At 33.6% G+C, this 25,007-nt stretch carries 25 protein-coding genes; 13 read left to right on the forward strand and 12 right to left on the reverse strand.

Annotation, left to right across the window (positions count from 1 at the left end; translation table 11 throughout):
- Position 1: 1 nt before the first annotated feature.
- From OLM54_RS19210 to OLM54_RS19225, 4 genes are all read left to right on the forward strand, one after another.
- Positions 2-1,756: a cellulase family glycosylhydrolase gene (locus OLM54_RS19210; RefSeq protein ID WP_264536155.1), complete on the forward strand. Its 1,755-nt coding sequence runs from the start codon at positions 2-4 to the stop codon at positions 1,754-1,756.
- Positions 1,757-1,954: 198 nt separating this feature from the next.
- Positions 1,955-2,794 (forward strand): endonuclease/exonuclease/phosphatase family protein, encoded by an 840-nt coding sequence (locus OLM54_RS19215; protein WP_264536156.1) that lies wholly within the window; start codon positions 1,955-1,957, stop codon positions 2,792-2,794.
- Between the two features lie 2 nt (positions 2,795-2,796).
- Complete coding sequence (locus OLM54_RS19220) at positions 2,797-4,221, forward strand: glycoside hydrolase family 30 protein (RefSeq protein WP_264536157.1); 1,425 nt, start codon at positions 2,797-2,799, stop codon at positions 4,219-4,221.
- Positions 4,222-4,235: 14 nt separating this feature from the next.
- Positions 4,236-6,464: a glycoside hydrolase family 3 N-terminal domain-containing protein gene (locus OLM54_RS19225; protein ID WP_264536158.1), complete on the forward strand. Its 2,229-nt coding sequence runs from the start codon at positions 4,236-4,238 to the stop codon at positions 6,462-6,464.
- Between the two features lie 49 nt (positions 6,465-6,513).
- On the opposite strand, the gene OLM54_RS19230 is transcribed toward OLM54_RS19225, so the two are convergent.
- The gene (locus tag OLM54_RS19230; RefSeq protein ID WP_264536159.1) at positions 6,514-6,732 is read right to left on the reverse strand and encodes a hypothetical protein; all 219 of its coding nucleotides are present in this window, start codon (positions 6,730-6,732) and stop codon (positions 6,514-6,516) included.
- A gap of 394 nt (positions 6,733-7,126) precedes the next feature.
- On the opposite strand from OLM54_RS19230, the gene OLM54_RS19235 reads away from it, so the two are divergent.
- Entirely contained in the window at positions 7,127-7,882 is a 756-nt protein-coding gene (locus tag OLM54_RS19235) for an NUDIX hydrolase (RefSeq protein WP_264536160.1), read from the forward strand.
- A 59-nt stretch (positions 7,883-7,941) separates the two neighbouring features.
- Here the strand turns inward: OLM54_RS19235 and OLM54_RS19240 are convergent, their stop codons facing one another.
- From OLM54_RS19240 to ahcY, 6 genes are all read right to left on the reverse strand, one after another.
- Positions 7,942-8,550 carry an alpha-ketoglutarate-dependent dioxygenase AlkB family protein gene (locus OLM54_RS19240; RefSeq protein WP_264536161.1) on the reverse strand — a complete coding sequence of 203 codons (609 nt, stop codon included), beginning with the start codon at positions 8,548-8,550 and terminating at the stop codon, positions 7,942-7,944.
- Positions 8,537-8,782 carry an Ada metal-binding domain-containing protein gene (locus OLM54_RS19245; protein ID WP_264536162.1) on the reverse strand — a complete coding sequence of 82 codons (246 nt, stop codon included), beginning with the start codon at positions 8,780-8,782 and terminating at the stop codon, positions 8,537-8,539. Before OLM54_RS19245 ends, OLM54_RS19240 begins: the two co-directional genes overlap by 14 nt.
- 88 nt (positions 8,783-8,870) lie before the next feature.
- Positions 8,871-9,584 carry a 2OG-Fe(II) oxygenase gene (locus OLM54_RS19250; RefSeq protein ID WP_264536163.1) on the reverse strand — a complete coding sequence of 238 codons (714 nt, stop codon included), beginning with the start codon at positions 9,582-9,584 and terminating at the stop codon, positions 8,871-8,873.
- Between the two features lie 23 nt (positions 9,585-9,607).
- Positions 9,608-10,453, reverse strand: coding sequence for a methylated-DNA--[protein]-cysteine S-methyltransferase (locus OLM54_RS19255; protein WP_264536164.1), 846 nt, complete (start codon positions 10,451-10,453; stop codon positions 9,608-9,610).
- 151 nt (positions 10,454-10,604) lie between these two features.
- On the reverse strand, positions 10,605-11,699 hold the full coding sequence (locus tag OLM54_RS19260) for a WG repeat-containing protein (protein WP_264536165.1): 1,095 nt from the start codon (positions 11,697-11,699) through the stop codon (positions 10,605-10,607).
- A 147-nt stretch (positions 11,700-11,846) separates the two neighbouring features.
- Positions 11,847-13,163 (reverse strand): adenosylhomocysteinase, encoded by a 1,317-nt coding sequence (gene ahcY, locus OLM54_RS19265; protein ID WP_154781500.1) that lies wholly within the window; start codon positions 13,161-13,163, stop codon positions 11,847-11,849.
- Positions 13,164-13,477: 314 nt separating this feature from the next.
- On the opposite strand from ahcY, the gene OLM54_RS19270 reads away from it, so the two are divergent.
- The gene (locus OLM54_RS19270) at positions 13,478-14,128 is read left to right on the forward strand and encodes a 4'-phosphopantetheinyl transferase family protein (protein ID WP_264536166.1); all 651 of its coding nucleotides are present in this window, start codon (positions 13,478-13,480) and stop codon (positions 14,126-14,128) included.
- A 141-nt stretch (positions 14,129-14,269) separates the two neighbouring features.
- Here OLM54_RS19270 and OLM54_RS19275 read toward each other — a convergent pair whose 3' ends face one another.
- The 3 genes from OLM54_RS19275 to OLM54_RS19285 form a co-directional block, all read right to left on the reverse strand.
- The gene (locus OLM54_RS19275) at positions 14,270-14,686 is read right to left on the reverse strand and encodes a group III truncated hemoglobin (RefSeq protein ID WP_264536167.1); all 417 of its coding nucleotides are present in this window, start codon (positions 14,684-14,686) and stop codon (positions 14,270-14,272) included.
- Complete coding sequence (locus OLM54_RS19280) at positions 14,683-14,970, reverse strand: hypothetical protein (protein WP_264536168.1); 288 nt, start codon at positions 14,968-14,970, stop codon at positions 14,683-14,685. Before OLM54_RS19280 ends, OLM54_RS19275 begins: the two co-directional genes overlap by 4 nt.
- Positions 14,971-15,051: 81 nt before the next feature.
- Positions 15,052-15,648: a Crp/Fnr family transcriptional regulator gene (locus OLM54_RS19285; protein WP_264536169.1), complete on the reverse strand. Its 597-nt coding sequence runs from the start codon at positions 15,646-15,648 to the stop codon at positions 15,052-15,054.
- Between the two features lie 95 nt (positions 15,649-15,743).
- On the opposite strand from OLM54_RS19285, the gene OLM54_RS19290 reads away from it, so the two are divergent.
- The 5 genes from OLM54_RS19290 to OLM54_RS19310 all read left to right on the forward strand — a co-directional run bounded on the left by OLM54_RS19290 (position 15,744) and on the right by OLM54_RS19310 (position 22,031).
- Positions 15,744-16,472 carry a geranylgeranylglyceryl/heptaprenylglyceryl phosphate synthase gene (locus OLM54_RS19290; RefSeq protein ID WP_264536170.1) on the forward strand — a complete coding sequence of 243 codons (729 nt, stop codon included), beginning with the start codon at positions 15,744-15,746 and terminating at the stop codon, positions 16,470-16,472.
- A 36-nt stretch (positions 16,473-16,508) separates the two neighbouring features.
- The gene (gene pnuC, locus OLM54_RS19295; RefSeq protein ID WP_264536171.1) at positions 16,509-17,129 is read left to right on the forward strand and encodes a nicotinamide riboside transporter PnuC; all 621 of its coding nucleotides are present in this window, start codon (positions 16,509-16,511) and stop codon (positions 17,127-17,129) included.
- Entirely contained in the window at positions 17,093-19,207 is a 2,115-nt protein-coding gene (locus OLM54_RS19300; protein ID WP_264536172.1) for a DUF4301 family protein, read from the forward strand. Before pnuC ends, OLM54_RS19300 begins: the two co-directional genes overlap by 37 nt.
- Positions 19,207-19,611: an alternative ribosome rescue aminoacyl-tRNA hydrolase ArfB gene (gene arfB, locus OLM54_RS19305; RefSeq protein ID WP_264536173.1), complete on the forward strand. Its 405-nt coding sequence runs from the start codon at positions 19,207-19,209 to the stop codon at positions 19,609-19,611. The genes OLM54_RS19300 and arfB overlap by 1 nt, the downstream gene beginning before the upstream one ends.
- Positions 19,612-19,868: 257 nt before the next feature.
- On the forward strand, positions 19,869-22,031 hold the full coding sequence (locus OLM54_RS19310) for a TonB-dependent receptor (RefSeq protein WP_264536174.1): 2,163 nt from the start codon (positions 19,869-19,871) through the stop codon (positions 22,029-22,031).
- A gap of 53 nt (positions 22,032-22,084) precedes the next feature.
- On the opposite strand, the gene OLM54_RS19315 is transcribed toward OLM54_RS19310, so the two are convergent.
- Positions 22,085-22,501, reverse strand: coding sequence for a hypothetical protein (locus tag OLM54_RS19315; RefSeq protein WP_264536175.1), 417 nt, complete (start codon positions 22,499-22,501; stop codon positions 22,085-22,087).
- Between the two features lie 155 nt (positions 22,502-22,656).
- Here OLM54_RS19315 and greA point away from each other — a divergent pair, with 155 nt between their 5' ends.
- Both greA and OLM54_RS19325 read left to right on the forward strand, forming a co-directional pair.
- Positions 22,657-23,133, forward strand: a complete 477-nt coding sequence (gene greA / locus OLM54_RS19320) for a transcription elongation factor GreA (RefSeq protein ID WP_264536176.1) — start codon at positions 22,657-22,659, stop codon at positions 23,131-23,133.
- A 76-nt stretch (positions 23,134-23,209) separates the two neighbouring features.
- Complete coding sequence (locus tag OLM54_RS19325; RefSeq protein ID WP_264536177.1) at positions 23,210-23,596, forward strand: HIT family protein; 387 nt, start codon at positions 23,210-23,212, stop codon at positions 23,594-23,596.
- Between the two features lie 120 nt (positions 23,597-23,716).
- On the opposite strand, the gene OLM54_RS19330 is transcribed toward OLM54_RS19325, so the two are convergent.
- Positions 23,717-24,865: a sensor histidine kinase gene (locus OLM54_RS19330; RefSeq protein WP_264536178.1), complete on the reverse strand. Its 1,149-nt coding sequence runs from the start codon at positions 24,863-24,865 to the stop codon at positions 23,717-23,719.
- Positions 24,866-25,007: the final 142 nt, after the last annotated feature.

Consider the following 25,007-nt stretch of genomic DNA (forward strand, 5'->3'; position numbering starts at 1 on the left):
GATGAAAAAAATAATTATAACAGTACAGCTATTAGTTTCAATTACAGTTTTCGGACAAGGTTTTTTACACAGAGACGGACAGAAAATTGTTGATGGAAACGGAAAAAATATAATATTAAGAGGATTAGGCGTTGGGGGCTGGATGGTTCAGGAAGGCTATATGTTACAAACACAGCCTTTTGCAAGTCCGCAATATATGATAAAACAAAAAATTCAGGACGTAATTGGCGAAGAAGGAACCAAAGAATTTTATGCAGCCTATAAAGCAAACGGAATTACAAAACGAGACGTTGATTCGCTGGCAAAATGGGGATTTAATTCCATTCGATTACCAATGCATTACAATTTATATACACCGCCAATTGAGCAGGAAAAAAATGGTGAAATAACCTGGATTGAAGAAGGTTTTACCATGACAGATAATTTGGTAAAATGGTGTGCCGAGAATAAAATTTACCTTATTCTGGATTTGCATGCAACGCCCGGAGGTCAGGGAAATGATGCTGCAATTTCTGATTACGACACTACAAAACCATCCTTATGGCAAAGTGATGCCAATCAGAAAAAAATGATTGCACTTTGGAAAAAACTGGCTTCGAGATACAGAGACAATCCATGGATTGGGGCTTACGATATTATCAACGAACCAAACTGGAATTTTACCGGAACCAATAAAAATGGCTGCGACGAAAACTCAAACGGACCTTTAAGAGACTTGATGGTTCAGGTGACAAAAGCAATTCGTGAAGTCGATACAAACCATTTAATTTTTATTGAAGGAAATTGCTGGGGAAATAATTACAAAGGAATTTTTCCTTTATGGGATGAAAATATGGCGTTGAGTTTTCATAAATACTGGAATTACAATACAACAGCTTCTATCCAGAAAATGCTCGATTACAGACAGCAATACAACGTTCCGATCTGGTTGGGAGAAAGTGGAGAAAACTCAAATGTTTGGTTTAAAGATGCCTTGACATTAGTAGAAACCAACAATATTGGATGGGCTTTTTGGCCAATGAAAAAAATTGAAAATATTGCCGGAGTAACTTCTGTAACCAAAATTCCGGAGTATGATGTTTTACTAAAATACTGGAAAGACGGCGGAGAAAAACCATCGGAAGATTTTGCTAAAAAAGCATTGATGAAAATGGCGGATAATTACAAAATGGAAAATGTAACCGTAAAACCGGATGTAATTGATGCCATGTTCAGACAAGTGCAGACGAATGATACAAAACCGTATAAAAAACACAGAATTCCGGGAAAAATTGCGGCAACGCATTATGATTTAGGAACGAATGAAAAAGCATATTCAGACAAAGATTTTGTGAATTACAGAGTCGAAACCGGAAAATTTGATCAATGGAATAAAGGCAATACGATGCGAAATGATGGTGTCGACATTTTACCCTGCAAAGATTCAGGCTCAAACGGTTATCAGGTTTCTTTTATTGAAGATGGAGAATGGCTGCAATACACCATTGAAGCTGCAAAAAGTGGCGTATACAATGTAGCAATTCGTTATTCTGGCGAAGCAGAAGGCAAACTTCATTTAGAGATTGAAAATGGCAAAAAATCAGAACCAATTTCGCTTTCAAAAACAGGAAATAATGACAAATGGGAAACAATTGTTTTATCAGGAATTGAATTAAAAAAAGGAACAAATAAAATCAAAGTAGTTTTTGATAAAGGAGGTTTCAATTTGAATTATTTAGAATTCTCTGAAGCCAAAAAAAGTCAACCTAAAAAATAAAACCATACTCCGTAGGAGTTAAATGTTGGCAGATTAAATGTTGGTAGAATTATTTTATTGAATAAAATTTTAAACCGTATACACATGTTGTCTTTAATATTGACTATAGTTGAATTTTTAATTAACATTATTTTTGGAGTTAATTTTTTTCTTTAAGGCTAATGAAATGGTAGCTTTACCGAATTAAAATTTTTAAAAATGAAAAAAGTAAATGCGTTTTATTTAGTCGTAATCCTAATTTTTGTTAGTGGTTCATTCTATGGTCAGAATTTAAAAATGATGACCTATAATATTCGTTTAGATGTTGCTTCAGATGGAGAAAATGCCTGGGCAAACAGAAAATATTTTTTCACATCGCAAATAAAGTTTTACAGTCCTGATATTTTTGGTATTCAGGAAGCACTTCCAAATCAGGTTATTGATATAGCTTCGGCTTTGTCTGAGTATAACAAATTTGGAATTGGACGAGAAGAAAAAGGAGAAGGAGAAGCCTGTACGATTTACTATAAAAAAGATCGTTTTCAGGTTGATAAAATAAATACATTTTGGTTGTCGGAAAACCCTAATGTAGTTTCCAGAGGTTGGGATGCTGCTTGTAACAGAGTCTGTACGTCGGCTCTTTTTAAAGATTTAAAAACAAAAAAGTTTTTTTGGGTTTTTAACCTGCATCTCGACCATGTTGGAAACGAGGCAAGAGTAAAAGGAGTACAATTAGTGCTTTCGAAAATAAAAGAGTTCAATACTAAAAATTATCCCGTTTTTCTGATGGGAGATTTTAATTCAGAACCCGATACGCCTCAAATTGCCGAAATAAAAAAAGTAATGAATGATACGAAAGATGTTTCAGTAGAAAAACCTTTTGGCCCATACGGAACTTTTAATGATTTTGAACATAATAAGCCGGTAACACTATTATTAGATTATATTTTTATTTCTAAAAATAGCGGGTTAACAGTTCAAAAACATGCAGTATTAAGTGATTCAAAAGATTTAAAATATCCATCGGATCATTTGCCCGTTTTAATAGAAATACATTAAAAATGAAAAACATCAACAAAAAACTTCAGATTTTACTTTTATTGCCGCTAATTGCAGTTCAGATAAAATGTGGAACTTCAAAAAATTCAGCATCAGCTTCCGGTAAAGCAGAATCGTGGATTACAACAACCGACGAGACTTCAAAACTTCAAAAGCAAAATGATTTGATTTTTAATACACAAACCAACGCAAACCAGACTATTGAAGTAAATCCTTCTCAGAAATTTCAAACCATCGAAGGTTTCGGATTTTCATTAACGGGAGGAAGCGCTCAGGCAATTTTAAAATTGGATAAAGCAAAAAAAGAAGCATTGCTTCAGGAATTGTTTTCCAGAAAAGAAGATGCAATTGGGTTGAGTTATCTTCGAATTAGCATTGGAGCTTCTGATTTAAATGAAAGTGTTTTTTCGTATGATGATATGCCGGAAGGCCAGACAGATTTAAAACTGGAACATTTTAATCTGGGACCAGATCTTAAAGATGTTGTGCCCTTGTTAAAAGAAATTTTAGCGATAAATCCTAAAATAAAAATTATGGGTTCGCCGTGGTCACCGCCAGTTTGGATGAAAGACAACGGAAGCTCAAAAGGAGGAAGTTTACAGCCAAAATATTATCAGGTTTATGCCGAATATTTTGTAAAATATATTCAGGCAATGAAAGCACAGGGAATTGTAATTGATGCGATAACGCCACAAAACGAACCATTGCATCCGGGAAATAACCCAAGTTTATTGATGCTTGCAGAACAACAAGCGGAATTTATTAAAAACAATTTAGGTCCGGCATTCGCCAAAGCGAATATTAGAACCAAAATTGTGGTTTACGATCACAATTGCAACAAACCGGAATATCCTTTAACGATTTTAAACGATCCGAAAGCATTGCCATTTGTTGCCGGTTCAGCATTCCATTTATACGAAGGAGATATTAGTGCATTATCAACAGTTCACAATGCATATCCAAACAAAGATTTATATTTTACAGAACAATATACAGGATCAAAAAGCAGTTTCGAATCTGATTTAAAATGGAGCGTAAAAAATGTTGTAATTGGTTCAATGCGTAACTGGAGCGTAAACGCGCTTTCGTGGGGATTGGCAAATGACGAATATTACAAACCATTTACGCCAGGCGGATGTTCGACCTGTAAAGGCGCATTAATGATCGATCAGGCACAAAATATTAAAAGAGAAGTAGGATATTATATTATAGGTCATGCTTCTAAATTTGTTCCTGAAGGATCTGTTAGAATCGAAAGTAATATTGCAGGTAATTTACACAATGTTGCTTTTAAAACGCCATCAGGACAAATCGTTTTAATTGTCGAAAACGACGGAACTTCAGCAGAATCATTCAATATAAAATACAATCAAAAACAAATTTCAACTACCTTAAACGCTGGTGCAGTGGCAACTTACGTTTGGTAATCAAAATTAAATTCATGAAGAAATTAACCACATTTGCCTTGTTGATGGTGTCGTTTTTTGCGATCGCTCAACAAGAAACAATCGATCAGAAAGTAAATGCTTTATTGAAAAAAATGACCATTGAAGAAAAAATAGGTCAGTTAAATCAATATACCGGAGATAACTCTGCAACAGGACCAATCACCATAAACCCAAACAAACAAGCGGAGATAAAAGCAGGTTTAGTTGGTTCGATGTTGAATATCATCGGAACAAAATACACCAGACAATATCAGGAATTGGCGATGCAATCACGCTTAAAAATCCCGTTGTTATTTGGTCAGGACGTAATTCACGGATACAAAACAACATTTCCAATCCCGTTGGCCGAAGCAGCGAGCTGGGATTTGCAAGCCATTGAATTAGCAGCCAGAGTTGCGGCTACAGAAGCATCTGCAAGCGGAATTCACTGGACATTTGCACCAATGGTAGATATTGGTCGTGACCCACGTTGGGGACGCGTAATGGAAGGCGCCGGAGAAGATACCTACTTAGGTTCTAAAATAGCTTACGCCAGAGTAAAAGGATTTCAGGGAAATAAATTAGGAGATTTAAACTCCGTTATGGCGTGCGTAAAACACTTTGCAGCGTATGGCGCAGGAGTTGGCGGACGAGATTATAACTCCGTAGATATGAGCGAACGCATGTTGTTCGAAACGTATTTACCGCCATTTAAAGCCGCTCTTGATGCAGGTGCAGCAACTTTTATGAACTCATTCAATGATTTAAACGGAATTCCGGCTACAGGAAATGCACATTTACAACGCGATATTTTAAAAGGAAAATGGAACTTTCAGGGATTCGTAGTTTCAGATTGGGGTTCTATTGGCGAAATGGTAGCACACGGATATTCAAAAGATCTTAAAGCTGCAGCACTTTCTGCCATTACAGCCGGAAGTGATATGGATATGGAAAGTAATGCGTACCGTTATAATTTAGCCGAATTAGTAAAAGAAGGTAAAGTTTCTATCGATTTAATTGATGATGCTGTAAAACGTATTCTTCGTAAAAAATATGAATTAGGATTATTTGATGATCCATACCGATATTCAGATGAAAAAAGAGCCGAAAAAACCCTGAGTAATCCTGAAAACAGAAAAGCAGCGCTTGAAGTAGCTCAAAAAAGTATCGTTTTATTAAAGAATGATAACCAAACATTGCCAATCTCTAAAAATGTAAAAACAATCGCATTTATTGGACCAATGGTAAAAGAATACAAAGCCAATATGGGATTTTGGTCTGTAGAATTACCGGACGTTAATTATGATAAATGGGTCGTTTCACAATGGGATGGTTTACAAAATAAAGTCGGCAAAAACACCAAATTGCTTTATGCAAAAGGCTGTGAAGTAGACGGAGATAATAAAGATGGTTTTGCAGAAGCCGTTGCAACTGCAAAACAAGCCGATATTGTTATTTTAAGTATTGGTGAAAGACGCGATATGAGCGGTGAAGCAAAAAGCCGAAGCGATCTACATTTACCGGGCGTTCAGGAAGATTTAGTAAAAGCAATTCAGGCAACAGGAAAACCGGTTGTAGTTTTGGTAAACGCAGGAAGACCTCTTATTTTTAACTGGACAGCAGATAACGTTCCGGCAATTGTATATACGTGGTGGTTAGGTACAGAAGCAGGAAATGCAATCGCGAATGTTTTATTTGGAGATTATAATCCGTCTGGAAAATTGCCAATGACATTCCCGAGAGAAGTTGGGCAAGTGCCAATTTATTACAACCATTTCAGTACCGGAAGACCGGCAAAAGATGAAGACTCAAAAAACTACGTTTCAGCTTATATCGATTTAAAAAACTCACCTAAATTTCCTTTCGGATACGGATTGAGTTATACACAATTTGGTTATAAAGATTTGAAATTATCTTCGACTAAAATAAAAAGCAACGAAACCATTAAAGTTTCATTTCAATTAGCAAATATTGGAAAAGTAGCCGGAGAAGAAGTAGTACAATTGTATTTAAAAGACAAATTTGGATCTGTAGTTCGACCGGTTTTAGAATTAAGAGATTTTCAAAAAGTAAAATTAAATGCAGGAGAATCGAAAACAATTGAATTTACAATTGACAAAGAAAAACTTTCTTTCTACAATGATAAATTAGAATGGAATGCAGAACCGGGAGATTTTGAAGTAATGATTGGAACTTCGTCTGCCGATATTAAATTAAGATCTGACTTTGAATTAGTACAATAAACAGAAGTCAATTAAAATTGGCGTTATGGATTTTATAAGCGTTTCTGAATTATTTCAAGACCGTGTTTATAAAATCCATAGCGCCAATTCCTTTATACGATGCATATAACGCTTTATCAAAAGCCTCGCGTTTTGCTTTTTTATCTTTTGCCTCAGTTTCAACAATCATTTGATTGAAAATTTTCTCCTGCTCTTCACTATATTTTATAGAAGCTTCTAAAAGATCATTTTTTGATACTAATCCAAAAGAAGAGTATATTCTCTTCATAAGCTTCTTGTTCAGTTTTTCCAGATTTGAAATGCTCATATTAAATCAATTTAACTTTCCTAATATAACAGACTACTACTTTCATGTTTTGTTACAGATTTGTAACAATAAAACGATCAATTACATAAATTTCCTTAGTAATTACCTTTTTTTTGTGTCTTTTGTTGAAAAAACAACAAGTTACGATTTTAATGTGTTATTATGACGCAATGTACTTATTTTTTTAATTTGTTTTATATTTTTAAGTAAAAATTGTGATTTTAACACTTATTTATTTGAAGCCGTTTTTTTAAGATCTGATAAACTTGAATCTGAGAAAAATGCCTCGGTTTTATAAAAATGAATTAAATTGCAGAGCCAATCTAAAATGAAAGTTGTAATTAATTAAAATTAAATGTTAAAAGACATTATAGAAAATAATCAAAATTATCAACCCGGACTTTCGATAGATTGCGTGATTTTTGGTTTTCATGATAATCAGTTAAAAGTATTATTAATCAAAATTCCGCATCAGGATACATGGTCATTGCCCGGAGGATTTATACCTATAGATCAGGATATTGACACGGCAGCTGTGACTGTTTTAAATGAAAGAACAGGCGTAGAAGGGATCTTTTTGAGACAATTTGCCACTTTTGGAAAAATAAAACGCAACGATCAGCATTTTAGCGAAGAAGTTTTAGAATATTTAAAGATTGAAGAATCAAAAGGAAAATGGCTTACACAACGCTTTGTAACAATTGGCTATTATGCGTTGGTTGACTTTTTAAAAACAATTCCGAAACCTGTAAATAAAGACGAAATCATAGAATGGATTGACCATAAAGAAGTGCCGAAACTTATTTTAGATCATAAAGAAATTCTCGATAAAGCATTGGATACTTTACGAATTGAACTTAATTTAATGCCGGTTGGATATAACTTATTACCCGAGAAATTTACGATTCCGGAACTCCAGAAATTATATGAAACAATTCTGGACAAAAAGCTGGACAGAAGAAATTTTCTCCGAAAAATAACCAATATCGGAATCCTGACAAAACTCGACGAAAAGAAAAGCAACGTCGCACATAAAGCTCCAAATTTATATACTTTTGATAAAGATAAATACGAAGAAGTCCTTAAAAACGGATTGAATCAAGGCTGGTAAAACATAGTCAACAGAGACCCGACAGGTTTCAAAAACCTGTCGGGTTTAGTAATATGAGTTTACTCAACAATAGTTCTAAAAGTCAGGTTTACTCTGGGTTTTGATGTTGTTTTGGTCGGTGGTAAACGATGTAGCCAATGCGTTTGCGTAGTATCTTTCATCACCAATAAACTGCCGTGTTCTAAGATTAAAGAAACCGTTTCTTTGGTTTCTTTATGTTTGAAAGCAAACTTTCTTTCCGCACCAAAACTTACCGACCCAATTGCGCCATTCTTTTTCAAATCCTTTTCAGCATCGCTGTGCCACGCCATCCCTTCATCGCCGGAATGATATAAATTAAGTAAGCAAGAATTGAATCTTTCGCCTGTTTCTTGTTCAATAACAGCTTTTAATTCAAGTAATTCCTTTGTCCACGGAAGTGCCTTTTTAGTGGTATTCGAATACGTATATTCAAAACCCGAATCGCCATACCAAGCCACTTTTCGTTTCGTAAGAATTAATTTTCCGAAGATAATGGCTTCATCATTTTTCCATTCAATAGTATTTAAAAGCACATCTAAATAATGATTAGATTGTTCTCTGGAAAATAGTTTCCCGTAATAATTTACAGTTCCGTCTTTAGGAAGCAGATTTGTCGTTTCGTCAGTTTCGGGATTAAATAAGTCCATTTTTCCAGTTTTGATATTCGGTTTTCATACAATGTCCGCAAGGTCTGAAACCATTTTGTCTTGCTTCGCTTTCAGATAAAAAGAAAACCCGATTTTCTCGTTTCATTCTTTTACCCGAAGAGCATTTTAAAGTTCCGTAGATTTTTAGTTTTCGGTTTCCACCAAAGCAAATTTCCGTATTTTTAATTTTATTTCGGAGATTTAAATCTGAAATTTCTAGATGTTGAATCATGTTTTTTAAAGTTACAAAGGTTCAGAGGGACAAAAGTTCAGAGGTTTTTTTGTGAGCACATATCTTTGCAACTTTGCACCTCTGAACCTTAATTCAACGCATCATGAAAAATAATTCCTAATGTATGTCGCTCTCCGGAATGAATCTCACTAACGCCATGTTTCATGTTTACGCGATAATACCCTTTTGTTCCTTTTACAGGTCTAAAATTTGTTGTAAAAATCAAAATATCACCTTTTTTAGGTTTCAAAACAATTGCTTTAGATTGCGCTCTGGGCGTTTGTTGCGTTAAAACAAATTCGCCGCCGGTAAAATCTTCATCCGGTTTGTTTAGAAAAAGCACAATTTGAATGGGGAAATAAACATCGCCATATAAATCCTGATGCAAAGTATTAAAGCCGCTTTTGCCATATTTTAAAATCAAAACTGTTGCTTTTAGCTGATTATTGGCGTGACATTGTTCGAGTAGTTTTTCATGTGTTTCAGGAAAAGCGATGTTTATATTCAGCGCTTTCATCCAGGCATTTGCAATTGGCGCAAGTTTAGGATAAATAGAAGTCCGGATTGTCTGAATCAAATCAGGCAACGGATAATTAAAGTATTTGTATTCGCCCAAACCAAATCGATAACGCTCCATAACAACTGTTTTTCGATATAAAGTTGGATTATCATAATCGAATTTTAAGTCTTCACATTGTTCGTTATTGAGTACATTCGGGATAATGGCGAACCCATTTTCGTGCATAGATTCGGTGATGCTTTCCCAATTAAGAGAAGCAATTTTTGATTGTATATTTTGCATAATAATTTTAGATTGAGATTTTTTTATGGGTTTATTTGGGCTCCTTCCCAGCCAATAATAGCTGTTTTACGAGTGTTTCCCCACATATAACCGCCAAAGGTTCCCGAAGATTGGATTACGCGATGACACGGAATTAAAAAAGCGACAGGATTACTGCCAATTGCCGTTCCAACAGCTCTTGAAGCATTTGGTTTCTCAATTTGTTGTGCAATTGTTCCATAAGTAGAAAGCTGCCCCATTGGGATTTTTAGCAAAGTTTCCCAAACCTTCAATTGAAAATCCGTTCCTTTTAAATGCAGTTTGATTTCAGATAATTTACTCCAGTCATTTTGGAAAATAAATAAAGCATTTTGTTGCGATAAATCCAGTTTTCTGGAGAATGCAGCATTCGGGAATTTGTGTTTTAAATTTTCAAATCCGGTTTCTTCATCTTCGGCGAAAGCCATAAAACAAACGCCTTTAGTGGTCGAAGCAACGATAATATTCCCAAACGGACTTTCGGCAAAGTTGAAATTAATTTCTAAGTTTTTACCGCCATTTTTATATTCCGCCGGAGTCATTCCTTCGATGTTTACAAACAAATCATGCAAACGGCTTGTTCCCGATAATCCGGTATCAAAAGCAGCATCAAACAATGTAGCTTTATCATTTTCTTTGAGAACTTTTTTGGCGTGTTCGACACTGATATATTGCAAAAACTTCTTCGGACTTGTTCCTGCCCATTCGGTAAACAAGCGCTGAAAGTGAAACGGACTTAAATGCACTTTTTCGGCAACCTCATCTAAGTTGGGTTGTTCCTTAAAGTTGACTTTGATATAATCGATTGCATCGGCAATTCGGTTATAATTGATGTTTTCCTGTGTGTTCATTTTCGTTCAATTTTATAATGCAAATATCGACTGGTTTTTGCGGGTATAAAATCCGAAACTTGCGCAATTTTTTTGTGTTATTATTCAAGTTTCAAGTTGCTGTAGAACCTGAAACCTGAAACTTGAAACCTGAAACAATTTCAATATAATTTTATTTAAATTCTTCTTTTCTTAATGAAACACTTATTAGTTTATATCCATTCTCCGTTCTTAAAAATTCAAAATGATCTTGTCCGAAATCATTTTTATTCTGAGGAGAAATAATAATATTTTTCAAAGGATTAATCCAGTCTTTAGGCTGACGGCAATTATCAAAATATGAATCATACTCTTCGGCCTCATAAATAAAGCGGTTTAAACTTTCTGAGGAAATATCATATTTGCAATTAGCCTGTTTTAGCTCTAGTAATTTGGCTTTTATGCGTTTGTAATTTAGTTTCATAAAATCGGCTTTTGGTTTACAGATCCATCCGTTTTCTTCTTGTTCTTTCCAATACGTGATTTTATCGTAAGAGTGTTTCAATAAATTGTCTTTGGATAAATCAGCAAGCAAACTATTTTTTAACCATGATTTAAATTCTTTATCAAAATTTATAAACGAGTAATATTGTCCATCAGTTCCAAGAAAATTATCTCTTATCGGATCCTGATTTTTCTCTTTTGATTTTTCTAAAGAATAAAAATTCAATTCGTCATTATAACCGAAATTTTCTATTAGAATTTGGTTGTTTGTGTCGATAAGAAATTCTTTTCCGCCCGCCCAGCTAAAATGTTCATCTCCGCCCGGATCTTTTATTTTTTCGGAACCCTTTAAAGCGATAATCATTCCGTTTCTAACTCTTGTTAAGTCGCTATATTCAGCTGGAATCACGATTTTCCCGTCTCCATTAAACAAACCCATTTTGTCTGTTTTATAATCTTTAAAACGAATAAAACCTTCATTTTCACAATCAGGACCATTATCGAAAATATACAAACTATCGCGCCCAACTATTTTTCCGGTTTTGGTTAAATAATAGCTTTTCCAATTGTCTTTTTCTTCTTCTGAAACTACTATGATATCATCAAATTTATTGGCGGAAGTTAAACCCATAAATTTGGGTGCAATTTTGATGTTGCCGTTTTTATCTTTAAAACCGATATGTGTAGAATCTTTATCCCAAAATGAAACCCAGGTATCTTTATTTTGAGCAAATAAAGTACATTTTATAAAAAGAACTATATAGAAAAGAATAAGTCGCTTCATGAAAAGTATTTCCAGTAAATATAATGCTTTTGAAAAAGAAATTAAAAAACAAAACCCGACAGGTTTTTAAAACTTGTCGGGTTTGAAAAGGTATAAAAAATCTAATCCCGAAGCTTCGGGACTACAATCTTAAATCTAAAATTTATTTTAGTATCTGTAGTATTCTGGTTTGAATGGACCTTCAACCGGAACACCAATATAAGCAGCCTGATCGTCACGTAAAGTTTCCAATTCAACTCCTAATTTAGCCAAGTGCAAAGCAGCAACTTTTTCATCTAAATGTTTTGGTAACATATAAACGTCATTGTTGTAAGCAGCGCTGTTTTTCCATAATTCGATTTGAGCAAGAGTTTGGTTTGTAAATGAGTTACTCATTACAAAACTTGGGTGACCTGTAGCACAACCAAGGTTTACCAAACGACCTTCAGCAAGAATGATGATATCTTTTCCAGCGATAGTATATTTGTCAACTTGTGGTTTGATTTCGATTTTTGATGCACCGTGGTTTTTGTTCAACCAAGCCATATCAATTTCGTTATCAAAGTGACCAATGTTACAAACAACAGTTTTGTCTTTCATTTGTTCGAAATGACTTCCAAGAACGATATCTTTATTTCCAGTAGTTGTAATTATGATATCAGCATTAGCAATTACAGTGTTTAACTTTTTAACTTCATAACCGTCCATTGCAGCTTGTAAAGCACAAATTGGGTCAATTTCAGTAACTGTTACAATAGATCCTGCACCTCTGAAAGAAGCAGCAGTTCCTTTTCCAACATCACCGTATCCGCAAACGATAACTCTTTTTCCAGCTAACATTAAGTCAGTTGCACGACGTACAGCATCTACAGCAGATTCTTTACAACCGTATTTGTTATCAAATTTAGATTTAGTAACAGAATCGTTAATGTTGATTGCAGGCATTGGTAAAGTTCCGGCTTTTACTCTTTCGTAAAGTCTGTGAACTCCAGTTGTAGTTTCTTCAGACAATCCTTTAATTCCAGGAACCAATTCAGGGAAACGGTCAATAACCATATTAGTTAAATCTCCACCGTCATCCAAGATCATGTTCAATGGTTTTCTGTCTTCACCAAAGAATAAAGTTTGCTCAATACACCAGTCAAATGATTGCTCATCAAGACCTTTCCATGCATAAACCTGAATTCCTGCAGCAGCAATAGCAGCAGCAGCCTGATCCTGAGTAGAGAAAATGTTACAAGAAGACCAAGTAACTTCTGCACCAAGAGCGATTAAAGTTTCGATCAAAACTGCAGTCTGGATCGTCATGTGTAAACATCCTGCAATACGAGCACCTTTAAGAGGTTGTTCGTCTTTATATTCAGCGCGAAGAGCCATTAAACCTGGCATTTCAGCTTCAGCTAATTCAATTTCTTTTCTTCCCCAAGCCGCTAGAGAGATGTCTTTTACTTTGAAAGCCACAAAAGGCGTAGTTGTAGTACTCATTTATAGTATATTTGTAATTGTAAAATTTTTGCAAATTTACGGAATAGCTTTTTAATTTTGACTATCTTCTGTAAGATTTGTGAAATGTTTAATTTCTTAATCTTTTGAATTTTAGCTAAATAATTTACTTGCTACAAGAAGGTATTGAAAGTGAGGAGCTATTTCCTGCTGTCCGCTATATCTTTTCCTGGCTAAAGAAGCCAGAAAAAGGATGTCGCTCCCATCAGGGCTAGAACACCAGAGAGATTTTTAAATTGCATTACATCTCACTATTTACATTTTACAATTAAGAAATAATTCATAATTAGAAACCAATGCCTCTATTTCAAACCATACAATGCAACGAAACGACCAAACTTTTAATTTGGGAAATAACAGAATCTTTTGAAGAGTTATTGAGCAAAGTAGTTTTAAAAGAAAAAACGCAGCGAAGACTAAACGGAATGAAATCTCAAATGCATCAACGCGCTTTTTTGAGTGTTCGCATGTTGATTCAGGAAATGGGTTTTACAGATCAGGATTTACATTATGATGAATTTGGGAAACCTTATTTTGATTGCCATAATTATATTTCGATTACGCATTCGCACAATTTTGCAGCAATTATAATCAGCCATGAAACTGTTGGAATAGATATGGAATTACAGCGCGAAAAAATCCTTCGTATTGCCGATAAATTTGTCGATACAGAATTCAATTATTTAAATCCAAATGGTTTAGAAGAATATATTAAAAAGCTCACTGTAATTTGGGGAGCAAAAGAAGCGATTTTTAAAATCAGAAATGAAAAAGGCATCAGTTTTAAAGATCATATTCGGGTTGAAGATTTCTCGTTAAACGAAAATCAAACCGGAGCGAGCCTTCATTTTGACAACCTGATTAAAGATTTTGATGTGCATTACAAGGAAATCAAGTCAGATAATTTTGACGAAAAATTTACTTTGGTTTATGCTTTTGAGAAATAGTTTTTAGTCTCAGTTTTCAGTGGCAGTTTTCAGTGGCAGTTTTCAGAAAAACAACCACAATCGTGTCATTGCGAGGAACGAAGCAATCCCACTAACAATCGATTTAGCAAGTGGGATTGCTTCGTTCCTCGCAATGGCAGCTTAGTTTAAATGGTCTAAAGTGTTTTCAGCCATCTTCTTACGATGTTCAAACATACTCAAAAACAAAAAAGTTCCCATTTTTCTGGCTCGACGTTTTAGTGTTTCTACATTTTCGCCTTCAAAATGTTCTTCTAAAGTCTGAAACCAGTAATTAAGCCAGATTCCAAATTCATTTGAAGTAATTTGACCGTTAAAATGTGCATCTACTTTATTATGCACCGCATGCGGATTGCCTTTGTATTTTTTTACGGCAAACAAATTGGTTTCCCAAAAATCCGTCAGCTTTTCCAGATGTGCGTCCCAGTCTTTTATCATCGTATTAAAATAAAAACCAATTTCAGCGTCAGCTCTTATTTTAGCATAGAACTGATGCACTAAAAAAGAAACATCAGCTCTATTTTCTATTTGTTTTTTCATAATACAAAACTGTTAAGGAATATAAATAAAACACTCAAAAAAGCACTTGTAATGATGAGGTTAAAAACCAGTTTATGTTTCATTTGTGCCAAAATAGAAGTGTTTACAAAAATACATGCCAAAACAATAATGGCGAGTTGTATCATTTGCCCAATTGATGTTCCGTGTGAAAGAATATACATTGCTGCAGCTGCACCTAAACAGCTTTGGCCAATTACAGCCATTGTTGCAGAACCAATATAATTTTTATTGAAATTTTCGAATGTTGTTTGATAAAGTGTCATGGTATTTCGTTTTTATATTAACAAAGGTACATGCACTTTACGCCACTGTTTTATGACTAAAATCATAAAACAAGAACTTTTTTATCGGTATACTTTTCTGTTAATAATCTTCAAAACACCTTTCTTTTCCAGGGCTTTAATAGTTCTAATAACGGTTTCGACACGCAAACCCGTTAAATCTCCAATTTGTTGTCGTGTAAAATTAATGAGATAGCCATTTTCGTCTTTTTTAAAATTGAAATAAGCAATTCCGTGATCCATTAATTTTAAAACGCGATGTTCCGGTTCCTGCGTAGACATTTCTGCTGCCATAACTGATTTGTAATACAATCGCTGCGCTAAGTTTTCGATTATTTTAATACTTACAGTTGGATTTTCTTCTAATAATTTCATGAAATTATTTTTAGGAAGCAGCAGTATTTCAGCATCTTCAACCGCAATCGCATTAGCCGGATAATTTTGGTTTAAGAATAAAGGCGGTTCACCAAAAGATTGGTTTTTATAGAATATTCCCTGAATAAACTCCCTTCCATCATCATTATAATTGCTCATTTTTACTTCTCCGGAAACAATTTGATAGTAATATGCGGGTAAATTTCCGTCTTCAAAAATGATAGCTGTTTTGTCAAAAAACTTCTTCGAAGCACCATATTTTTCTAATAATTCAGTAGCAATCATAATTTTGTTTTTTGAATTGTAAAAAAACTTCATGCAAATATAATTCATTCAAAATTGTTCTTCTACATTAAAAAACTTTTACTTTTACGGCGATTATGCAACAAAAAATACCCAACATTTACCAGCAAATTATTCAAGCTAAAAGCAATGGACAAAAACTACTTGCCATTCTTTTAGATCCGGATAAAATTGCTTTAGAAAACTTAGAAATTTTATTGCTGAAGATAAATCAATCACCGGCCACACACATTTTTGTTGGCGGAAGCATTGTACAAGCAACCATTTTAGAAGAGTTAATTGCTCAATTAAAACAAAAAACAAATTTGCCCGTTGTATTATTTCCGGGAGATCCGTCGCAAATTTCACCTCAGGCAGATGCTATTTTGTTTTTGTCTTTATTATCAGGAAGAAATCCGGATTATTTAATAGAATATCAGGTTCAGGCGGCGCCAATTCTTAAAAAAATGAATTTGGAAGTAATCTCAACAGGATATATTTTAATAGAAAGCGGGAATGAGACAGCTGTAGCACGGGTAAGTAAAACACAGCCGCTAAACAGGGATAATCTCGACTTGGTTTTAGCAACTGCGCAAGCCGGAGAAATGCTGGGCAACAAATTAATTTATCTTGAAGCAGGAAGCGGCGCGAAGAAAGCAGTTCCGTTGGAAATGATTGAGTTAATTTCTCAAAATATTAAAATTCCTATAATTGTTGGTGGAGGAATTGTAGATTTGCACGGAATTCAAAAAGCCTATAATGCAGGTGCTGATTTAGTAGTAATAGGAACAGCTTTTGAAAATAACAGTCATTTTTTCGAATCATAATAAAGATTACAATACGAACCAAAAACAACAGCCCCAATGATTGATTTTTTTCTCGATAGTTATAAAAATGCTCCTTTGTGGCATATTGTTTTAGAGTCCTTGGTTTTTGTTTTCGGAATTTTAAGCGTTTGGTTTGCAAAAAAAGAAAATATCTGGGTATACCCAACGGGTTTAATTGCTACGGTAATTTCTGTTTACCTTTTATACGTCGCCGGTTATATTGGTGATATGATTATTAATGCTTATTTTTCGGTAATGAGTATTTATGGTTGGTATGTTTGGGCAAAAGGAGGAACTGTCGAAGACAATTTGCCCATTACAAGGACTAATAATAATGAAAAAATAATTGGTATAATATTGTTTTTTGTAACCGTTTTTGTAGTTTTCGGCATTTATAAATATTTCGATTACGAAATCAAAAATGACAATTATGTCGATATGATTTCTTCGGGGATATTTTTTGCAGGAATGTGGTACATGGCCAGAAAAAAAATCGAAAACTGGACACTTTGGATTATTGGTGATATTATTGTAGTGCCTCTTTATGCTTATCGCGGCTTAGGGATGCTGTCACTTCAGTATTTAATTTTTACAATTTTAGCTATTTCAGCTTATTTAGAATGGAAAAAAATCTTAGACAGCAAAAAACAGCTATAATAAAAATTGCTTTGTTTGGTCCTGAAAGTACAGGCAAAACAACTTTGGCAAAACAGCTTGCTTCATATTATAATACAGAATGGGTTCCTGAGTTTGCACGTGATTATCTGCAAAAAAAATGGGAGGAAAACCAGCATATTTGTGTGGCCGATGATATGCTTCCAATTGCTTACGGACAGGTTGCATTAGAAAACGAAAAACTTTCTTCGGCTAAAAAATACCTGTTTTGTGATACCAATTTAATGGTTACCAAAGTTTTTTCTGAGATGTATTATGGTTTTTGTGATGCTCTTTTAAATGAAGCTGCCTTAGAACATGAATACGATTTGTTTTTCCTGACGGATATTGATGTTCCTTGGGAAAAAGATGATATTAGAGATAAGGCAGAAGGAAGAGAAACCGTTTTTTCGGTTTTTAAACAAACTTTAATCGATAATAAAAAGCCATTTATTACCCTTTCGGGAGATAAAGAAAGCCGTCTTGCAAAAGCAACAGCCATTATTGATAATTTGACAATTGCCAAAGAACGCGGATTTTCATCTTCTGATTTTGTGGAAATTTACAATCACGGAATTTCTATTGATACTATTTTGAAGCAATTAGAAATTTTTAAAAACGGAATTTCGAAAAGTAATTTAATAAGTCCGGCAACAATTAACAACGGAATTTTAGATTTAACAGAAAATGATTTTGAAGCAAATGCCATTTTTTTTGATCTTCAGAAATCGAAATTAAAATTAAAGAAATTTGTTCCCGCTTCTGGTGCAGCAAGCCGAATGTTTAAGTTTTTGAGCACTTTTTTGAATGATTTTGATATTCAGAAAGAAACTATAAATGCCTATATAAACAGAAAAAAAGATAGTGATTTGTCTATTTTTATAGTGGCGATGAATAAGTTTCCTTTTTTTGAAGCTTTAGATAAAAAACTAAGAGAAGTTTATCCTGATTTTGAAACTTTAGAGAGAGATTACAAAAATTATTATTTCATAAAACTATTATTATCACCTGATTATTTTGATTTTGCAAACAAGCCAAAAGCCGTTTTGCCATTTCATTTATATCAAACTCATATTGCAAATCCTATAGAAGAACATTTGAACGAGTGTGTACATTATGCCACATCTGGTCAAATATCAAACCTGCATTTTACGGTTTCAGAAATTCATCAGACTCAATTTGAAAAGGCGATTGATTTGGTTCAGGATAAAATAGAAAAAGAGTCCGGTACTAAAATTAATATTGGATATTCTTATCAAAATAAAAGTACAGATTCTATAACGGTAGATATTAATAATAAATTTGTTCGGAACAAAAACGCAGAATTGGTTTTTAGACCGGGAGGACACGGTGCATTAATTGAAAATCTGAACGCACTGGATTCAGATGTTATTTTTATAAAGAATATTGATAACGTGATTCAAAATCATATTGATAAAATTACATTATATAAAAAGGGACTCGCAGGTATTTTAATTAAAATTCAACAGCAGGTTTTTGGTTATTTAAAAGCCATCGAAAAACAGGAAATCGGCGAAAATCATATTATTGAAATTGTTCAGTTTTTAAAAGAGCACTTAAACATTAATGTGACAAATGATTTTAATAAATTTACGTTTGATAATAAAATTATTAAAATCAAAGAACTGCTTGATCGACCAATTCGCGTTTGTGGAATGGTAAAAAATGAAGGAGAACCGGGAGGCGGACCTTTTTGGGTTATGAATGAAAAAGGAGTAGTTTCACTTCAAATTGTAGAGACTTCCCAAGTAGATTTAACGAATAAAAAGCAACTTCAAATTTTAGCGGAAGCGACGCATTTTAATCCGGTTGATTTAGTTTGCGGAATTAAAAACTATAAAAATCAAAAGTTTGATCTAACTCAATTTGTAGATCATAAAACAGGATTTATTGTAGAGAAAAGTGTTGACGGAAAAATAGTTAAAAGTTATGAGTTGCCTGGATTATGGAACGGTGCAATGGCAAATTGGCTGACTATTTTTGTTGCTGTTCCGTTGATTACTTTTAATCCGGTAAAAACAGTAAATGATTTATTAAAACCAGCTCATCAGCCACAATAATGGATATAGAAAAAATAATATCAGAATTAAGTTTTAAAGCTGTTCGTAGCAGTGGCGCAGGCGGACAAAATGTAAACAAAGTTTCTTCAAAAGTGGTTCTGACTTTTGATTTGAATACTTCTCAGGCTTTATCTGAAGAAGAAAAATTGCTTTTACAGACCAATATTGCAGCCAGATTAACGACAGAAAATATTCTGATTTTAAATTGTGATGAAGATCGAAGTCAGCTTAAAAATAAAGATATTGTTGTAAAACGTTTTCTCGAAATCATAAAAAAAGGATTATTTGTTCCTAAAGTCCGCAAGGCAACCAAGATTCCAAAATCAGTTATCAAAAAGCGAATCAAGGACAAAAAGAATATTTCTGAAATAAAGCAATCTCGCAGAAAACCTAATTTAGATTAAATTACAATTTCAGTTTTTTGTAATTGTAATTGATTTTTGCTATTGTCTTTTGATTTTTGATATTTTTAGCATTACTTTTGTCCCGTCTCAAAGGGGTGCTCTAAATAACGAGCTGAGATCATACCCAAAGAACCTGAGCGAGTAATGTTGCTAAGGGAAATAAACGACAATTTTAGCGTATACACTATTTTGTCGTGAAACACATTTATTAATTTAACAAAAGAATAATTCCCCCTTTTATTCGTAATTTTTTACGGATGAAAACATTTTTTGAAGGTACTTTTACAGGTACAAAGTTGCAAAGTTACAAAGGTTCAAAGTTGAGCCAAAAATCTATTTTTTTTCTTCTATTCTCTTTATTCTATTCTCTGTTCTCTTTTGCGCAAGAACAAGATTCAACCCAAGTCAATCAGCTTGATAATGTTTTGGTTTCTGCCGTTCGTGTTACTGCAAAAACGCCGGTTACGTTTAGTAATCTGGATAAAAAAGATATTAAATACAGAAATCTTGGTCAGGATATTCCAATTTTAATGAACTATTTGCCTTCTGTTGTTACAACTTCTGATGCAGGAAATGGTTTTGGTTATACCGGAATCAGAGTCCGCGGAAGTGATGCAACGAGAGTTAATGTTACCATAAACGGAATTCCGTATAATGATGCCGAAAGTCAGGGAACATTTTGGGTAAACATGCCGGATTTTGCCTCATCTGTAGAAAGTTTACAATTACAGCGCGGTGTAGGAACGTCAACAAACGGTTCTGCTGCTTTTGGTGCCAGTTTAAATATGCTTACAGATAATTATGCATCTAAAGCAAATGGCGAAATTTCAAGCTCATACGGAAGTTTTAATTCTCAAAAAAACACAGTAAAATTTAGTACAGGTTTATTAAATGATCATTTTGAATTGGCCGGACGTTTGTCCAGACTTAAATCAGATGGTTATATTGATCGTGGAAGTTCTGATTTAAAATCCTATTTCCTGCAGGGAAGTTATGTTGGTAAAACCACTTTGATTAAAGCATTGGTTTTTGGCGGAACTGAAAAAACATACCAATCCTGGAACGGAATTGATGCAGAAACCCTAAATAGCGATCGTACTTTTAACTCTGCAGGAATGTATACTGATGAAGCTGGAAATGTTCGTTTCTATAATAATGAAACCGATAATTACCAACAAGATCATTATCAATTGCATTGGAGTGAATCATGGTCTGATAAATGGAGCACGAATTTGGCTCTTCATTACACAAAAGGAAAAGGCTATTACGAAAATTATCAGGAAGATGCAGATATGGCTGAATATGGTTTGCTACCGGTTGGAGCAATAACTACAACTGATTTAATTCGCCAAAAATGGTTGGATAATGATTTTTACGGAACTACATTTTCTGTAAAATATAAAGATGAAAAATTTGACGCTATTTTTGGCGGCGGCTGGAACAAATATGAAGGCGATCATTACGGTAAAGTAATCTGGTCAAGATACGCTTCACAATCAGAATTGGGAGATCATTATTATGATGATTTTTCGACAAAAACAGACGGAAATGTTTTCGCGAAAGTCAATTATCAATTCACAGAAAAGTTGAGTTTTTATGGTGATTTGCAATACCGAAATGTAAAATATAAAGCCAATAGTATCGAAACTGGTGTGGTTGATGATAATTTCAATTTCTTTAATCCAAAAGCTGGTTTGAATTACGAAATCAATCAAAAAAACACCCTTTACTTTTCATACGCAAGAGCCAATCGTGAACCAAACAGAACCGATTATGAAGGCGGAAATGTAAAACCTGAAAAATTGAATGATTTTGAATTAGGTTGGAGATTCAATTCAGAGAAGTTTCAATTGAATTCGAACTTTTATTATATGGCGTACAAAGATCAGTTGATTTTAACCGGAACATTAGACGATGTTGGATCTCCGATTCGTTCAAACAGTGAAAAAAGTTACCGTTTAGGTTTTGAAGCTGATGCGACAATTAAGCTTTCAGAAAAATTTATGCTGCGTCCAAACTTTACTTTAAGCAGTAATAAAAATGTTGATTTGGCTGTTGAAGGACAAAACTACGGAACTACATCTATCGCTTATTCACCGGAAATAATTGCAGGAAATATTATAGTTTACAGTCCAATTGAGAATTTACATATTTCATTACTGCAAAAATATGTTGGCGAACAATACATGAATAATATAGAGTTGCCGGATGCTAAACTGGCAGATTATTTTGTAAACGATTTAAATGTTTCATTTGAAATAAAACCAAAAACTATTTTCAAATCGATAATGATTACCGGTTTGGTAAATAATTTTCTGGATAAAAAATATGTTTCAAACGGTTATATGTACGATGTTTATCCATACTATTATCCTCAGGCAGGAATTAATTTCTTAGCTGGATTAACACTGAAATTCTAAAAAGTAACAGAAACAAAAAAGCCTGAAAGTTTTAAATTTTCAGGCTTTTTTTGTTAGTTATAAACATGAACAGATGTTCCGGATAATTCAGTTCGATATTGTTTCATTGGATATTCCTGACCGCCAAGTCCTGTAAATAAATTGTAAGATGTTTTATCGCAGGAACAAACAGCATAAATACCATCAATTGTCATAGCGGCGCAAGATACTAGAGGCTGATTAGGACATGCAGCATCAAATGCGGTATAAGTTCCTTCGCCGGTTTTCATTACAATGATGCCTTTTGCACCATAATTTGCTACGTAAACAGGGCTGCTGATATATAAAAGATTATTGTATGATGGTAAATTCGTATTTAGATAAGCATTTACCGAATAATTTGGAATATTAGGATTGTTATTGGTCTTATTATTATCACTACAAGATAAAAGCACACAGGTAAATACGATAAACAGCCAGATTTTTTTCATTATTTTTAATAGTATTAGTGAAACAAAATTAAATTATTTAGATTTGAATTCTATATGATTAACATATAATTATGTACTATAAAAAATTATAGTATATTTGTAATACAAAATCCCGTCCCGATGGGATTTTTTGTATTTATATAAACGATGAAGTTATGAGTAAAGTATCTTATTATACAGCAGAAGGATTAAAAAAACTAAAAGATGAGTTGGAGCACTTAAAAAGTGTAATGCGACCAAAGGCATCTCAGGATATAGCAGAGGCGAGAGACAAAGGTGATTTATCTGAAAATGCAGAATACGATGCCGCTAAAGAAGCACAAGGTTTATTAGAAATGAGAATTAATAAACTGGAAGAAGTATATTCAAATGCAAGATTAATAGACGAATCGCAATTAGATGTTTCAAAAGCATTGGTGCTTTCTAATGTAAAAATTAAAAACCAAGGCAACGGAATGGAAATGAAATATACGCTTGTTGCCGAAAGTGAAGCTGATTTGAAAACCGGAAAAATTTCGGTAACGTCTCCTATTGGAAAAGGTTTACTTGGAAAATCAGTTGGTGAAGTAGCTGAAATTACAGTGCCAAATGGAGTTTTGAAATTCGAAATATTAGAAATTACAAGAGACTAAATTTTTTAAAAGTTTAACCGTTTATTTGTTTAATCGGTTAACCGATTAAACAATTCACCAAATTAACGATTACACAATGAGCATATTTACCAAAATAGTAAACGGAGAAATTCCAGCTTATAAAATTGCCGAAGATGATAATTATCTGGCTTTTTTAGATGTAAATCCAAATGCAAAAGGACACACACTTTGTATTCCAAAACAAGAAATCAATAAGATTTTTGATATGGAAGATGAATTGTATTTGGGATTAATGAAGTTTTCTAAGAAAATTGCAATTGCTTTAGAAAAAACGGTTCCCTGCAAAAGAATCGGAATGGCAGTTGTTGGTTTAGAAGTTCCTCACGCACACGTTCATTTGATTCCTTTAAACGAAATGGATGAAATGCGTTTTCATAATAAAGTATCACTTTCAAAAGAAGAATTTGAAGCTTTGGCGAAAAGTATTCAGGCGAATCTGTAAAGTTAATAAGCATCTTGACGTTGTCAGGCTGAGCGAAGTCGAAGCCTTTTCATTTCAAAACATAAAAAAAATCTCGACTCCGCTCGATTTGACAAAATAAAAAAGTGTAGCAAAGATTTGCTACACTTTTTTATTTAATTGAATTTGAAAAGTAGTTCCTTTTCCTATTTCAGAATGTAAAACCTTTATTTTACCGCTGTGATATTCCTCGACGATTCTTTTGGTTAAAGAAAGTCCCAATCCCCAACCGCGTTTTTTGGTCGTAAAACCGGGTTCAAAGATAGTTTTGAATTGTTTTTTTGGAATTCCGCTTCCTGAATCTTTTACAGTTATTTTTACGTGATGAGAATCTTGTTCGATATTAAATTCCAAAGTTCCTTTTCCTTTCATGGCATCAATCGCATTTTTCACCAAATTTTCTATTGTCCAGCTATGTAATGTTGGATTTATCATAACCAAAATTGGTTCATCCGGCGCATGATATGAAAATTCAACCTGTTTAGAAAAACGAGATTGCAAATATTCGTATGAATTCAAGGTTTCTTCCACAATATCATGGACTTCTAAAACAGGAACAGAACCAATTTTAGAGAAACGATCTGTAATAGTTTGCAGACGTTCAATATCTTTTTGAATTTCAAAAGTTATAGACTGGTCAATTTCTTCCGTCTTTAAAATTTCAACCCAGCCAATTAACGACGATAAAGGTGTCCCAATTTGATGCGCGGTTTCTTTTGCCATTCCGGCCCAAAGTTTATTTTGCGTTGCCATTTTGGTACTCTTGTAAAAATTGTAAATCAAAGCGCCAAATAAAAAAATAATCAGTAATAAAGCAATTGGATAATATTTAAGTTTATTCAGTAATGACGAATTTCCATAATACAGTTTTTGATATTTTCCGGGAGAATATTCAAAAACAATTGGCTCATTTTCATTTTTCAGATTTCTCAAAAACTGCATTGATTTTTTTTCGTCTTTTAATACTTCTTCAGGAACATTTCTGGTGGTAAGAATTTTGTCATACATGGTTAATATGACCGGAATCGAAGTATTATTGCTTGAAATCTGAAGCGGAAGTTCGAGGTCAGTATTTTCATCGGCATTAATAAGTGCGATTTGTGCATTGGCCAAAAGTTTCATTTTAATTCGTTCTTCATTTTTGAAAATTTGGAAAAAAGTATAAGTGTTCCAAAGAATCAGGGAAATAATTGTGAATGATATAAAGATGATAATCCAGCGCGTTGTATTTCTTCTTTCAGAAAAAGACATAAATTAATTTTTGAGGTATAAATATAACGAAATATACACATTTAATATTTTGTAACCGTTTAAAGATTTTTTTGTTTTAAGGCGAAAACTATTTCTTTGGCTTAAACGATTTCTATACTTTTGCAGTAACCAAAAAGAGCTT

It is taken from the genome of Flavobacterium sp. N1736 (assembly GCF_025947065.1).
Lineage (GTDB): Bacteria > Bacteroidota > Bacteroidia > Flavobacteriales > Flavobacteriaceae > Flavobacterium.

What these genes read in the sequence shown, in the direction of transcription:
- OLM54_RS19325 (WP_264536177.1), top strand. Translation starts at nt 23,210, where the DNA reads ATGAGCATATTTACCAAAATAGTAAACGGAGAAATTCCAGCTTATAAA.
- ahcY (WP_154781500.1), bottom strand. Translation starts at nt 13,163, where the DNA reads ATGAGTACTACAACTACGCCTTTTGTGGCTTTCAAAGTAAAAGACATC.
- OLM54_RS19300 (WP_264536172.1), top strand. Translation starts at nt 17,093, where the DNA reads ATGGAAAAAAATCTTAGACAGCAAAAAACAGCTATAATAAAAATTGCT.
- OLM54_RS19255 (WP_264536164.1), bottom strand. Translation starts at nt 10,453, where the DNA reads ATGAACACACAGGAAAACATCAATTATAACCGAATTGCCGATGCAATC.
- OLM54_RS19215 (WP_264536156.1), top strand. Translation starts at nt 1,955, where the DNA reads ATGAAAAAAGTAAATGCGTTTTATTTAGTCGTAATCCTAATTTTTGTT.
- pnuC (WP_264536171.1), top strand. Translation starts at nt 16,509, where the DNA reads ATGATTGATTTTTTTCTCGATAGTTATAAAAATGCTCCTTTGTGGCAT.
- OLM54_RS19290 (WP_264536170.1), top strand. Translation starts at nt 15,744, where the DNA reads ATGCAACAAAAAATACCCAACATTTACCAGCAAATTATTCAAGCTAAA.
- OLM54_RS19240 (WP_264536161.1), bottom strand. Translation starts at nt 8,550, where the DNA reads ATGGACTTATTTAATCCCGAAACTGACGAAACGACAAATCTGCTTCCT.
- OLM54_RS19260 (WP_264536165.1), bottom strand. Translation starts at nt 11,699, where the DNA reads ATGAAGCGACTTATTCTTTTCTATATAGTTCTTTTTATAAAATGTACT.
- OLM54_RS19315 (WP_264536175.1), bottom strand. Translation starts at nt 22,501, where the DNA reads ATGAAAAAAATCTGGCTGTTTATCGTATTTACCTGTGTGCTTTTATCT.
- OLM54_RS19220 (WP_264536157.1), top strand. Translation starts at nt 2,797, where the DNA reads ATGAAAAACATCAACAAAAAACTTCAGATTTTACTTTTATTGCCGCTA.
- OLM54_RS19225 (WP_264536158.1), top strand. Translation starts at nt 4,236, where the DNA reads ATGAAGAAATTAACCACATTTGCCTTGTTGATGGTGTCGTTTTTTGCG.
- OLM54_RS19210 (WP_264536155.1), top strand. Translation starts at nt 2, where the DNA reads ATGAAAAAAATAATTATAACAGTACAGCTATTAGTTTCAATTACAGTT.
- OLM54_RS19250 (WP_264536163.1), bottom strand. Translation starts at nt 9,584, where the DNA reads ATGCAAAATATACAATCAAAAATTGCTTCTCTTAATTGGGAAAGCATC.
- OLM54_RS19275 (WP_264536167.1), bottom strand. Translation starts at nt 14,686, where the DNA reads ATGAAAAAACAAATAGAAAATAGAGCTGATGTTTCTTTTTTAGTGCAT.
- OLM54_RS19280 (WP_264536168.1), bottom strand. Translation starts at nt 14,970, where the DNA reads ATGACACTTTATCAAACAACATTCGAAAATTTCAATAAAAATTATATT.
- OLM54_RS19310 (WP_264536174.1), top strand. Translation starts at nt 19,869, where the DNA reads ATGAAAACATTTTTTGAAGGTACTTTTACAGGTACAAAGTTGCAAAGT.
- arfB (WP_264536173.1), top strand. Translation starts at nt 19,207, where the DNA reads ATGGATATAGAAAAAATAATATCAGAATTAAGTTTTAAAGCTGTTCGT.
- OLM54_RS19230 (WP_264536159.1), bottom strand. Translation starts at nt 6,732, where the DNA reads ATGAAGAGAATATACTCTTCTTTTGGATTAGTATCAAAAAATGATCTT.
- OLM54_RS19330 (WP_264536178.1), bottom strand. Translation starts at nt 24,865, where the DNA reads ATGTCTTTTTCTGAAAGAAGAAATACAACGCGCTGGATTATCATCTTT.
- OLM54_RS19245 (WP_264536162.1), bottom strand. Translation starts at nt 8,782, where the DNA reads ATGATTCAACATCTAGAAATTTCAGATTTAAATCTCCGAAATAAAATT.
- OLM54_RS19285 (WP_264536169.1), bottom strand. Translation starts at nt 15,648, where the DNA reads ATGATTGCTACTGAATTATTAGAAAAATATGGTGCTTCGAAGAAGTTT.
- OLM54_RS19270 (WP_264536166.1), top strand. Translation starts at nt 13,478, where the DNA reads ATGCCTCTATTTCAAACCATACAATGCAACGAAACGACCAAACTTTTA.
- OLM54_RS19235 (WP_264536160.1), top strand. Translation starts at nt 7,127, where the DNA reads ATGTTAAAAGACATTATAGAAAATAATCAAAATTATCAACCCGGACTT.
- greA (WP_264536176.1), top strand. Translation starts at nt 22,657, where the DNA reads ATGAGTAAAGTATCTTATTATACAGCAGAAGGATTAAAAAAACTAAAA.